At 70.5% G+C, this 12,091-nt stretch carries 9 protein-coding genes; 2 read left to right on the top strand and 7 right to left on the bottom strand.

The genetic code is table 11. The features are described from left to right. Positions 1-28 precede the first annotated feature (28 nt). Together tcuA and E1161_RS11565 are read left to right on the top strand one after the other, a co-directional pair. Positions 29-1,480, top strand: a complete 1,452-nt coding sequence (tcuA, locus tag E1161_RS11570; protein ID WP_235874951.1) for an FAD-dependent tricarballylate dehydrogenase TcuA — start codon at positions 29-31, stop codon at positions 1,478-1,480. A gap of 41 nt (positions 1,481-1,521) precedes the next feature. Next, positions 1,522-2,148: a GntR family transcriptional regulator gene (locus E1161_RS11565; protein WP_132622565.1), complete on the top strand. Its 627-nt coding sequence runs from the start codon at positions 1,522-1,524 to the stop codon at positions 2,146-2,148. Between the two features lie 121 nt (positions 2,149-2,269). Here the strand turns inward: E1161_RS11565 and E1161_RS11560 are convergent, their stop codons facing one another. The 7 genes from E1161_RS11560 to tkt form a co-directional block, all read right to left on the bottom strand. Next, positions 2,270-3,454 carry a glycoside hydrolase family 10 protein gene (locus tag E1161_RS11560; protein WP_132622483.1) on the bottom strand — a complete coding sequence of 395 codons (1,185 nt, stop codon included), beginning with the start codon at positions 3,452-3,454 and terminating at the stop codon, positions 2,270-2,272. Between the two features lie 142 nt (positions 3,455-3,596). Further along, positions 3,597-4,346, bottom strand: a complete 750-nt coding sequence (gene pgl, locus E1161_RS11555) for a 6-phosphogluconolactonase (RefSeq protein ID WP_132622481.1) — start codon at positions 4,344-4,346, stop codon at positions 3,597-3,599. Beyond that, positions 4,343-5,305 carry a glucose-6-phosphate dehydrogenase assembly protein OpcA gene (gene opcA / locus E1161_RS11550; protein ID WP_132622479.1) on the bottom strand — a complete coding sequence of 321 codons (963 nt, stop codon included), beginning with the start codon at positions 5,303-5,305 and terminating at the stop codon, positions 4,343-4,345. Before opcA ends, pgl begins: the two co-directional genes overlap by 4 nt. Next, the gene (zwf, locus tag E1161_RS11545) at positions 5,302-6,834 is read right to left on the bottom strand and encodes a glucose-6-phosphate dehydrogenase (protein WP_132622478.1); all 1,533 of its coding nucleotides are present in this window, start codon (positions 6,832-6,834) and stop codon (positions 5,302-5,304) included. Before zwf ends, opcA begins: the two co-directional genes overlap by 4 nt. Beyond that, positions 6,831-8,462, bottom strand: a complete 1,632-nt coding sequence (locus tag E1161_RS11540; protein WP_132622477.1) for a glucose-6-phosphate isomerase — start codon at positions 8,460-8,462, stop codon at positions 6,831-6,833. The genes zwf and E1161_RS11540 overlap by 4 nt, the downstream gene beginning before the upstream one ends. Before the next feature lie 114 nt (positions 8,463-8,576). Further along, positions 8,577-9,683, bottom strand: a complete 1,107-nt coding sequence (gene tal, locus E1161_RS11535) for a transaldolase (RefSeq protein WP_132622476.1) — start codon at positions 9,681-9,683, stop codon at positions 8,577-8,579. 14 nt (positions 9,684-9,697) lie between these two features. Beyond that, complete coding sequence (gene tkt, locus E1161_RS11530) at positions 9,698-11,794, bottom strand: transketolase (protein ID WP_207920188.1); 2,097 nt, start codon at positions 11,792-11,794, stop codon at positions 9,698-9,700. Positions 11,795-12,091: the final 297 nt, after the last annotated feature.

Genomic DNA, 12,091 nt, shown 5'->3' with positions numbered 1-12,091 from the left:
GTATACAGTCGTGTGCAGGAGGTGCGTGGTGGATTTCGACGTCGTGGTGGTCGGTGGCGGCAACGCAGGGTTCTCGGCGGCGCACTCAGCCGCCGAGCGGGGTGCCCGGGTGTTGCTGCTGGAGAAGGCCGCGGAGGCCGAGGCAGGCGGCAACTCCTATTACACGGCCGGGGCGTTCCGGTTTACCTTCGACGACATCGACGACGTCGCCGACCTGCTCGAACCCGATGAGCGGCACGCGGACTCGGTGGTGCCCGCCTACCCCGCGAGCGCCTTCCACGCCGACATGGACCGGGTGACCGGCGGGCGCTGCGATCCGGTGCTCACCGAGGTCCTGATCTCGCGGTCAACCGACACCGTGCGGTGGCTGGCGGGCAAGGGCCTGGCCTGGCGGCTGATGTACGAGCGGCAGGCGTACCTCTCCGGCGGCAAGTGGGTGTTCTCCGGCGGGCTCTCCGTGGGCACCGTCGACGGCGGCAAGGGCCTGATCGCCCAGCACACCGCAGCCGCGCGGCAGGCGGGCGTCGAGATCCGCTACGGCGCCGAGGTCACCGCGCTGCACCTCGACGACCGCGGCGTCACCTACCGGGCCGGGGGAGCCGAGCACCGGGTGCCGGCCGGGGCGATCGTGCTGGCGGCCGGTGGGTTCGAGGCCTCCGCCGAACGCAGGTCCCGCAACCTCGGCTCGGAATGGGCCGGCGCCTACGTGCGCGGCACGCCGACCAACACCGGCGACGTCCTCGACCTCGCGCTGGCCGCCGGCGCCGCGCCGCACGGCGACTGGACCACCTGCCACAGCACCGCGTGGGACGCCGATGCCGACCCCGACGGCGGGAACCGCGAGCTGACCAACCAGCTGACCCGGCAGAGCTATCCGCTCGGGATGGTGGTCAACCGGGCGGGGGAGCGCTTCGTCGACGAGGGAGCCGACTTCCGCAACTACACCTACGCCAAGTACGGCCGGGAAGTGCTGCGCCAGCCCGGCGGCCGGGCCTTCCAGCTCTTCGACGCGAAAACCCGCCCGCTGCTGCGCGCGGAGGAGTACGACTCGCACCCGATCGCCGCCGCGCAGGCCGACGCGCTGCCGGAACTCGCCGAGGCGCTGGGCATCGACGCCGAACGCCTGTCCCGGACCGCGCGGGAGTTCAACGAGTCCATCGTGGACGCCGAGTTCGATCCCGCGGTCAAGGACGGCCGGGCCGCGCACGTCGAACCGCCCAAGTCCAACTGGGCGCTCGCCCTCGACACCCCGCCCTACTACGGTTTCGCGGTCGGGTGCGGCATCACCTTCACCTTCGGCGGCTTGCACGTCGACGCCGACGCCCGTGTGCTCGACGTGTCCGGTTCGCCGATCGCAGGACTGTTCGCCTGCGGCGAGATGGTCGGTGGACTGTTCTCCGGGAACTACCCGGGAGGCAGCGGGCTGACCTCTGGCGCGGTGTTCGGCAGGCTCGCCGGGGCGGGGGCCGCCACGGTCTGAGTATCCTGGCCTCCTGCCAGGTGGACCCAGCGACGAAGGAGATGGCGGCTCTGTCCGAGGTGTACGAGCGGCTGCGCGGCGAGATCGTGGACGGCACCTTCGACGCCGGTGCCAACCTGGTGGAGCTCGCGCTCGCCGAGCGGTACGGCACCAGCCGCACGCCGATCCGCGAAGCCCTCCGCAGGCTCCAGCAGGACGGTCTCGTCGAACGCGGTGACCGCGGCATGCGCGTCCGCTCCCGCAGTCCGGAGGAGATCCTGGAGATCTACGAGGTCCGCATCGCCCTGGAAGCCACCGCGGCTTCGGCCGCCGCGACCCGGCACAGCGACTTCGACCTCATCCGCATCCACAAGGCCCAGTCCGCCATGGACGCCGTCTCCCAGGATCCGTCGGCGATGGCGGCCGCCAACCGCGCGGTCCACGAGGCGATCTGGACCGCGAGCCACAACGGAACGGTCGTGGACCTGCTGACCAGGCTCAACAACCACCTCACCCGCTACCCGGCCACCACCCTGGAGATCCCGGGCCGCTGGGCCGAAGCCCTGGCAGAACACCACGAGCTGGTCCAGGCCATCGAAGCCCGAGATGCGGACCGCGCCGGCGCCCTCGCCAGAACCCACATGACCAAAGCCCGAGACCTCCGCCTCCAGCTCTACCGCGAAGCCTGACCGGTCCCCAGGGTTGACGAGCACCCCAGTGATCCCGCGACGGAATCCGGTACGCGATCGCGGCGGTACCCCCGGTTTCGGGCTGCGGCGGGTCCCGGTGGCTGGTGGTGGTTGTCCGGGCTCAGGAGGTGTAGTGGTCTCGGACCACTCGGGTGATGGCTTCTTCGGCGACCGTGTTGAGGGAATTGGCGCTGAAGTAGATGTCGCCTTCGACGTTCGGTTGGCTGGCGTTGAAGGTCAGGTGGTTGGTGAGTTCGGCAGGGTCGGTCCAGTTCGGTTGACCGACCTCGTAGGCGGCTTGGCCGATGTAGAGCTTCACGTCGGTGCCCTCGACGGTCCGCGACCACCAGGGGACCACCTTGGCGTAGTCGGCCGCCGGGTGGCCGAACTGCCAGTAGACCTGTGGAGCGATGTAGTCCACCCAGCCTTCGCGGACCCAGCGGCGGGTGTCGGCGAAGATCGACGAGTAGGACTCCATGCCGTTGGTGTCGGAACCCGCGGGATCGCTGCGGGCGTTGCGCCAGATGCCGGAAGGGCTGACGCCGAACTCGGCGCGCGGCCGGACCGCGTGCACCCGCTCGTCCAGTCCTGAGATCAGGTCGTTGACGTTGTCGCGGCGCCAGTCGTCGATGTTGTCGAAGCCCTTGCCGTGCGCGGCGAAGGTCCGCTCGTCCGGGATTCGCCGACCGTCGGCGGGGTAGGGGTAGAAGTAGTCGTCGAGGTGCACGCCGTCGACCTCGTAGCGCGACACCGCGTCCGTGATCGCCTCAGTGACGAACTGCCGGACCTGCGGCACGCCCGGGTCGTAGTACAGCTTGCCGCCGTAGGAGAACGTCCACTCCGGATGGACCCGGGCCGGGTGCGTGGGGACCAACGAGTTCGGGTCGTCGGTCATGCTGACCCGGTACGGGTTGAACCAGGCGTGGAACTCCAAGCCGCGCTGGTGCGCCTCGTCGACGAGGAACCGCATCGGGTCGTAGCCGGGATCGCGGCCCTGCTGCCCGGTCAGCCAGTGCGACCACGGCTCCCAGGGCGAGGGCCAGAACGCGTCCGCCGTCGGCCGGACCTGCACGAACACCGCGTTCATCCGGTTCGCCACGGCTTGGTCGAGCATGGCCCGGTACTCGGACTCCTGCTGTTCGGCTGACAACCCCCGTCGGCTCGGCCAGTCGGTGTTGGCGACGCTGGCGATCCACACGCCGCGCATCTCGGTGCTCGACGGCGCGGCGACCCCGGCCGTGCCCAGCAATCCCACCAGGGCCGCTGCCAAACCCATTGCCGTGCTGAGCGAACCGAGCTTGCGCATCGGATTCCCTTCGCCGCGATCATCGACCGCGCCACAGCGTATTGCCCAACAGGGCCCGTCGCAGAGGTCATCACCGATCGGGCTAGCGAAAACGCGCCCCCTTCAGCGAGAAGGAGGCGCGTTCACGTTCTTGGCCGGAGCTTCAGCCCAGCAGGGCTGCCGCGTCGGTGTCGAGCAACCAGAGCGTGCGGTCGCGGCCGACGGCTCCCGCGGCGGGGATGTCGACCGGCTTCGCGCCGCCCAGAGCGGACGCCACCGGTTCGGCCTTGGCCTTGCCGGTGGTCATCAACCAGACCTCGGAAGCCGCGCCGATCGCGGGCAGCGTCAGCGAGATCCGGGTGGGCGGCGGCTTCGGGCAGTCGTGCACGCCCACCACCGTCCGGGACTCCTCCCGCACGTACGGCGTGTCCGGGAACAGCGAGGCGGTGTGTCCCTCCTCGCCGACGCCCAGCATCAGCACGTCGAAGCGCGGCACGGCCGCCCCCTCGGGTGCCAGCCGGGCGAGCAGCTCCGCGTAGTGCGCCGCGGCGGCGTCCGCGTCGGGACCGAACTCGCCGTCCGAGGGCGCCATCGGGTGCACCCGCGCCGGGTCGAGGTCGACGTGGTCCAACAACGCCTGCCGGGCCTGCGTCTCGTTGCGCTCGCCGTCGCCGTCGGGCAGGAACCGCTCGTCGCCCCAGAAGACGTCCACCGCGGACCAGTCCACGGCGCCCAGCGCGGGCGAGAGGCGGGCCTGCTCCAGCACGCCGATGCCGGTGCGGCCACCCGTGAGCACCACCGATGCCGAGCCGCGAGCGGCCTGCGCGTCGGTGATCGCGGTGATCAGCCGGGCCGCCACCGCGGCGGCGAGCACGTCGCCGCCGGAGTGGACCAGTGCCTCGGGACGGCTCACTGCTCGTCCCCTTCCTCGTCGGATGCCTCGGTGTCCTCACCGCGCACGATCCCCTTGAGCCCACCCAGGGTGGCCTCGTAGATCTCGTCCGGGTCGAGGCGGCGCAGCTCCTCGCTCAGGCAGTCCTGGACCTCGCGGCGCTGCAACGAGATCCGCCGTTCCGGCTGCCCCGGCTGGGTCAGCGTGCCGACCTTGCCGTCCGGCCGGACGATCTCGACGTTGCCGGAGGGACGCTCCAGCAGGGCCGAGTAGATGCCCGAACCGGCCCGCGCGCTCTCCAGCCGGCGCACCGGGATCTCCAAGTAGGTCGACAGCCAGCCCGCCAGCAGATCCGTCGAGGGCGAGTCATGGGCGCCGGTGACGGTGGCGGAGGTGACCCGCTCGTGCGGCGGCAGGTCCATCGCCGCCGACAGCATCGCCCGCCAGGACGTCAGGCGCGTCCAGGCCAGGTCGGTGTCACCGTCCACGTAGGAGTTGATCCGCTTCTGCAGGGCCTCGATCGGGTCGCCCTCGGCCGCCGCGTCGGTGATGCGGCGGTGCGACAGCGCACCCAGCGGATCCTTCGCCGGAGCCTCGGGCGCGTCGGTCGGCCACCAGGTCACCACCGGAGCGTCCGGCAGCAGCAGCGGCACGACCGAACCCGCGCCCTCGTCGGCCAGCGGGCCGTACAGCCGGAGCACGAGGACCTCGGAGGCACCGGCGTCGCCGCCCACGCGGATCTGCGCGTCCAGCCGCGGAGCCGCCTGGCGGGCACCGCTGGCGACCACGATCACGCGGCACGGGTGCTCCCGGCTCGCGTCGTTGGCGGCCTGGATCGCCTTCTCCACCTCGGTGCCGTCGCCGGTGGCGATCACCAGCGTCAGCACCCGGCCGAGCGCGACCGCGCCACCGGACTCGCGCAGCTCCACCAGCTTCTTGTTGACCTGCGAGGTGGTTGTCGACGGCAGGTCGATGATCACGGTCGCCTCCAGATGCGTCCGGTGCGGGCCAGCATCTCGTCCGCGGAGGACGGACCCCAGGTCCCGGCCTTGTACGGCTCGGGCTTGCCGCGCGATTCCCAGTGCTGGAGCACCGGGTCCAGGATGTTCCAGGACATTTCGACTTCTTCGTTCACCGGGAACAGCGAGGGCTCACCCAGCAGCACGTCCAGGATCAGCCGCTCGTAGGCCTCCGGGGAGGACTCGGTGAAGGCGTGGCCGTAACCGAAGTCCATCGTGACGTCCCGGACCTCCATGGAGGTGCCCGGAACCTTCGCGCCGAAGCGCATCGTCACGCCCTCGTCCGGCTGCACCCGGATCACCAGGGCGTTCTGCCCCAGCTCCTCGGTCATCGTGGAGTCGAACGGCAGGTGCGGTGCGCGCTTGAACACCACGGCGATCTCGGTGACCCGCCGGCCCAGCCGCTTGCCCGAGCGCAGGTAGAAGGGCACGCCCGCCCACCGGCGGCTCTCCACCTCCAGCGTGATCGCCGCGTAGGTCTCGGTGATCGAGTCGGACGCGAAACCGCCCTCCTCGTGCAGACCGGGCACCAGCGAACCGCCCTGCCAGCCACCGGTGTACTGACCGCGCGCGGTGGTGTGGTCGAAGGGGCCCACCGGCTTGGTCGCCGAGAGCACCTTGATCTTCTCCGCGCGCAGGTCGTCCGGCGAGAAGGAGACCGGCTCCTCCATCGCCGTGAGCGCCATCAGCTGCAGCAGGTGGTTCTGGATGACGTCCCGGGCCGCGCCGATGCCGTCGTAGTAGCCCGCGCGACCGCCCAGACCGATGTCCTCGGCCATGGTGATCTGCACGTGGTCGACGTAGTGCGCGTTCCAGATCGGCTCGAACAACTGGTTCGCGAAGCGCAGCGCCAGGATGTTCTGCACCGTCTCCTTGCCGAGGTAGTGGTCGATGCGGAACACCGACTCCTCGGGGAAGACGTCGTTGACGATCCGGTTGAGCTCCTTGGCGCTGTCGGCGTCGTGCCCGAACGGCTTCTCGATGACCACCCGGCGCCAGCTCTCGTCGGTCGGGTCGGTCAGACCGGACCGGGACAGCTGCTTGAGCACCGTCGGGAACGCCGACGGCGGCACCGACAGGTAGAAGGCGTGGTTGCCCCCGGTGCCCCGGTCGGCGTCGAGCTCCTTGACGGTGTCGGCGAGGTTGTTGAACGCCGCGTCGTCGTCGAAGGAACCCGGCACGAACCGGATGCCCTCCGCCAGCCGGTCCCAGACCGTCTGGTGGAACGGGGTCCGGGCGTTCTCCTTGACCGCCTCGTAAACGACCTGCATGAAGTCCTGGTCGGCCCAGTCGCGGCGGGCGAAGCCGGTCAGCGCGAAGCCCGGCGGCAGCAGGCCCCGGTTGGCCAGGTCGTAGATCGCCGGCATCAGCTTCTTGCGGGAGAGGTCACCGGTGACGCCGAAGATCGTCAGGCCGCAGGGCCCGGCGATCCGCGGAAGCCTCTTGTCCCGGGGATCCCGCAGCGGGTTCGTCCATTCGCTGCTGTTCACGCTCTTCCTCCCTGGTGGAGGTTCTGCACGGCCTTGACGAGCTCGACGAGCCCGGCCGCGCGGTCGGTGAGGTGCAGGCGCAGCACCGGACGGCCGTGGTCGGTCAGCACCTGCCCGTCGCCCAGCGCCTGGGCGCGCTGCAGACCGGCCAGCGTGTACGGCCGATCCGGCACCTCCAGGTCACCTTCGGAGTCGCCGGTGATCTGCAGGAACAGGCCGTTCTGGTGGCCGCCCTTGTGGTACTGGCCGGTGGAGTGCAGGAACCGCGGACCCCAGCCGAAGGTGGTCTGCAGCCCGGTCCGCCGCGCCAGCTCGGTGCGCAGCACCGCGGCGGAGGCGTCGTCGAGGCGGTCCAGGTAGGCCTGGATCGCCAGGTAGCCGCCGGTCGGGGCGGTGGCCAGGAACGCGCGCAGCGCCTCGGTCACGGTGCCGACGCCCGCCGAGGCCCACTCGCCGGAGGGGTGCACCTCGATGGAGCCGTCGACGACCGCCGGGGTCACCGCGGGTCCGCCCGCCGGGCCGTCCAGCAGCGCGCGTGCGGCCTTCTTCGCGGCCTCCACGTCGGGCTGGTCGAACGGGTTGATGCCCAGCAGCCGACCCGCGATCGCGGTGGCGAACTCCCACAGCAGCAGCTGCCCGCCCAGCGGACCGCCGGTGCTGATCCGGGCGTTGTCGACGCCCGGTCCCACGGCCACCGTGGTGGCGTCGGGACCGGCGTCGACGAAGCCGGGAGCGTCGGGGCTCTCCACCACGACCGGCAGCACGCCGGTGCCGTTCTTGCCGGTGGACTCGGCGATCAGCTGCTCCACCCAGTCACCGAAACCGGCGATGCCGGAACCGGTGTCGGCGAAGACGAGCTTCTCGGCGCCCTCGTCGTGGGCAGCACCGATGGCGGCGGCGAGGACGACGGCCGGGTTCTCGGACGAGTCCAGGCTCACCGCCTTGAACGCGCTCGCCGCGTCGTCGAGCAGCGCGGCGATGTCGGCGCCCGCCAGACCGGCCGGGACGAGGCCGAACGCGGTCAGCGCCGAGTAGCGGCCGCCCACGTTCGGGTCGGCGGTGAAGACCTTGCGGTAGCCGGCCTCGCGGGCCGCGGTCTCCATCGGGGAACCGGGGTCGGTGACCACGATGATGCGGGTCACAGGATCGATTCCGTTTTGCGAGAAAGCCTTCTCGAAGATCCGGCGGTGCGAGTCGGTCTCGACGGTGGTGCCCGACTTGGACGAGACGACCAGCACGGTCCGGTCCAGGTCCCCCGCCAGCGCGTCGGCGACCTGGCTGGGGTCGGTGGTGTCGAGCACCGTCAGCGGAACACCTGCGGTGCCGGTGATCACCTCGGGTGCCAGCGAGGAGCCGCCCATGCCGGCCAGCACGACTCGGTCCAGCCCTTCGGCGTGCAGCTCGGCGCGCAGCGCGTCGATCTCGGCGAGCAGCGGACGGGAGCTCTCGGCGAGGGTTGTCCAGGAGAGGCGGATGGACGCCTCGGGCTCGGCATCGGTGCCCCACAGCGTGGCGTCCTGGGCGGCGAGCTTGCCGGCAACCGCGTCGGCGGTCAGCCGCTCGACCAGTGGGCGAGCCTCGGCCGCCAGCGCCGTGTCGGCAATTTCGACAGAAACATCGGTTGCCATGAAGATCCTTCAGGGCTCGAAAGAGTTTTCAGTTCGTAGCTGATTCTCGCCGATCCGGGCCGGTGCGACATGGCGCCGCACCGGCCCGGACCGACTCAACGCACGTGGCGTTACTTACTTGGCCTGCTCGAGCTGCGCGGCGACGGTGTCGAGCAGCTCCGTCCAGGACTTCTCGAACTTGTCGACGCCTTCGGTCTCCAGGGCGATGAAGACGTCGTCGAGGTCGATGCCCGCGGCGGCGAGGTCGTCGAAGACCTCCTTCGAGGCCTCGGCGGTACCGCTGACCAGGTCACCGCGCACGTCGGCGTGGTCGGCGGTGGCCTGCAGCGTCGACTCCGGCATGGTGTTGACCGTGTTCGGCGCGGCGAGCTCGTCGACGTAGCGGGTGTCGGAGTAGGACTTGTCCTTCACCCCGGTCGAGGCCCACAGCGGACGCTGCGCCCGAGCACCCTCGGCCTGCAGTGCCTTCCACCGCTCGGAGGAGAAGACCTCCTGGTAGGCGGCGTAGGCCAGCCGGGCGTTGGCGATCGCGGCCTGCCCGCGCAGCGGGTGGCCCTCCTGCATCGCGTCCAGCCGCTTGTCGATCTCGGTGTCCACGCGGGAGACGAAGAACGACGCCACCGACTCGATGCTCGCCAGGTCGTGGCCGTTGGCCTTGGCCTGCTCCAGACCGGCGAGGTAGGCGTCCATGACGGCCTCGTAGCGCTCGACGGAGAAGATCAGGGTCACGTTGACGCTGATGCCCTCGGCGATCACGCGCGTGATCGCAGGCAGTCCCGCCACCGTGGCCGGGATCTTGACCATCAGGTTCGGCCGGTCCACGGCCTTCCACAGGTCGATCGCCTCGGCGACCGTCTTGTCGGTGTCGTGCGCCAGCCGCGGATCGACCTCCAGCGACACCCGCCCGTCCACACCACCGGTGGACTCGTAGACCTCGCGGAAGATGTCCGCAGCATCCCGCACGTCCGCGGTGGTCAGCTCGCGGATGGTGTCGTCGACGCTGGCACCGCGCGCGGCCAGGTCCTTGACCTTGTCCGCGTAGTCGGCGGCGTTGGACAGCGCGTTGGCGAAGATCGTCGGGTTGCTCGTGACCCCGACGACCGCCTGATCGGTGATCAGCTCGGCCAGGTTGCCCGAGCTGATGCGCTGGCGGGACAGGTCGTCCAGCCAGATCGAAACTCCGGCCTCGGTCAGGGCCTTGAGGTTCGCGTTGGTCGTCACAGGAATTCCTCCGCTCACGCCTGCTTGGCGTTGCTCAGGCTGCGTCGAGCAGCTGCGACAACGGCTTCGGTGGTGATGCCGAACTGCTCGTAAAGGGTCTTGTAGTCGGCCGAAGCGCCGAAGTGCTCCAGCGAAACGGACTCACCGGCGTCCTTGACGAACCGGTACCACGGCATGGCGATGCCGGCCTCGACCGAGACGCGGGCCTTCACCGAGCTCGGCAGCACCGACTCGCGGTACGCCTCGTCCTGGGCGTCGAACCACTCGATGCACGGGAACGACACGACGCGGGTGGCCACGCCCTCGGCTTCCAGGGCCTGGCGGGCCTCGACGGCCAGCTGGACCTCGGAACCGGTGGCCATCAGGATCAGCTCCGGGTCGCCGTTGGCGGCGTCGGCCAGGACGTAACCGCCCTTGGCGACACCGTCGGCGGTCACGCCCTCCAGCGTCGGAACGCCCTGGCGGGTCAGCGCCAGGCCTGCCGGGCCGGTGGGGTTCTCCAGGATCGTCTTCCACGCGGCGGCGGTCTCGTTGGCGTCCGCCGGGCGGACCAGCGAGAAGCCCGGGATCGCGCGCAGCGAGGCGACGTGCTCGATCGGCTGGTGCGTCGGGCCGTCCTCGCCCAGGCCGATGGAGTCGTGCGTCCAGACGAAGATCGACGGGACCTCCATCAGCGCTGCCAGGCGCACCGCCGGACGCATGTAGTCGCTGAACACCAGGAAGGTGCCGCCGTACGGGCGGGTGCCGCCGTGCAGCGCGATGCCGTTGAGGATCGCGCCCATGGCGTGCTCGCGGATGCCGAAGTGCAGCGTCCGGCCGTAGGGGTTGGCCGACCACGCGTCGGTGGAGATCGACTCCGGACCGAACGAGGGCTGGCCCTTCATGCTGGTGTTGTTGCTCTCGGCGAGGTCCGCCGAACCGCCCCACAGCTCGGGCAGCACGTCGGCCAGCGCGTTGAGGACCTCACCGGAGGCCTTGCGGGTGGCGACGCCCTTGCCGTCGGCCTCCCAGCTCGGCAGCTTCTCCTGCCAGCCGACCGGCAGCTCGCGGGTGGCCAGCCGGTCCAGCAGCGCTTTGCGCTCCGGGTTGGCCGAGGCCCACTTGTCGAAGGCGACCTGCCACTCGGCGTGCGCCTGCTTGCCGCGCTCGACGACCTCGCGGGCGTGGGAGAGGACCTCGTCGGTGACCTCGAAGGACTGCTCCGGGTCGAAGTTCAGCGCCTTCTTGATCTCGGCGACCTCGTCGCCGCCCAGCGCGGCACCGTGGGCCTTGCCGGTGTTCATCTTGGTCGGAGCCGGGTAGCCGATGACCGTGCGCAGCACGATCAGGGTCGGGCGCGCGGTCTCGGCCTTGGCGGACTCGATGGCCTCCAGCAGACCCTGCACGTCCTCACCGCCGTGGACCGTGAGCACCTGCCAGCCGTAGGACTCGTAGCGCTTGGCGGTGTCCTCGGTCAGCGCGATGCCGGTGTTGTCCTCGATGGAGATCTCGTTCGCGTCGTAGATCACCGTGAGGTTGCCCAGCTGCTGGACGCCGGCCAGCGAGGACGCCTCGGAGGTCACGCCCTCCTCGATGTCGCCGTCGGAGGCGATCACGTAGATGTGGTGGTCGAACGGGCTCTCGCCCGCGTCGGCCTCCGGGTCGAACAGACCGCGCTCGCGGCGCGCGGCCATCGCCATGCCGACCGCGGTCGACAGGCCCTGGCCCAGCGGGCCGGTGGTGGTCTCCACACCCCTGGTGTGCCCGTACTCGGGGTGGCCCGGGGTCAGCGAACCCCACTTGCGCAGCTGCTTGAGGTCCTCGAGCTCCAGGCCGTAGCCGGAGAGGAACAGCTGCACGTACAGCGTCAGGCTCGAGTGCCCGGCCGAGAGCACGAAGCGGTCGCGGCCGATCCACTCCGGGTCGGTGGGGTCGTGCCGCATGACGCGCTGGAACAGGGCGTAGGCGGCGGGCGCGAGGCTCATCGCCGTGCCCGGGTGGCCACTTCCGCAGTTCTCCACCGCGTCGGCGGCGAGCACGCGCGCGGTGTCGACGGCGCGCTGATCCAGCTCGGTCCAGTCGTTGGGCAGTCGCTTGGTCGTCAAGCGGGCAAGGTCGTCGGTGACGGACACGGACGCAGCTCCAGTTTTCCTTCGGCGGTATTTCCCTCAACGCGGCGAACGGTCCGCTGGACCGATTCGAAACCGCAGTTATCCCTCGTCCGTCGGGCAGCCTAGCCTCTCCGCATCAGGCGCCCGGCGGCCCGTTGAGAAACGGTGCAGACCCCCTGCTGACCAGCCTCGACCTGCGAGGACCGTTCCTCAGGCGAAGGGGGCGCCGGCGATTCGTCGACCAGCGTGCACGAGACCCGGTCTCCGCGCTGATGAACCGCCGGAACGCGGCTGATCGCCGAACGGCCCCAGTTTAGC

The sequence above is a fragment of the Saccharopolyspora aridisoli genome (assembly GCF_004348445.1).
GTDB classification, from domain to species: Bacteria; Actinomycetota; Actinomycetes; order Mycobacteriales; family Pseudonocardiaceae; genus Saccharopolyspora; species Saccharopolyspora aridisoli.
The sequence above is the reverse complement of the archived record's forward strand: the minus strand, read 5'-3'. Positions and strand labels throughout refer to the sequence as shown.

Excerpts from the sequence above, each read along its gene's own strand:
- E1161_RS11565 (WP_132622565.1), top strand. The coding sequence starts at position 1,522 with ATGGCGGCTCTGTCCGAGGTGTACGAGCGGCTGCGCGGCGAGATCGTG.
- E1161_RS11560 (WP_132622483.1), bottom strand. The coding sequence starts at position 3,454 with ATGCGCAAGCTCGGTTCGCTCAGCACGGCAATGGGTTTGGCAGCGGCC.
- E1161_RS11540 (WP_132622477.1), bottom strand. The coding sequence starts at position 8,462 with ATGGCAACCGATGTTTCTGTCGAAATTGCCGACACGGCGCTGGCGGCC.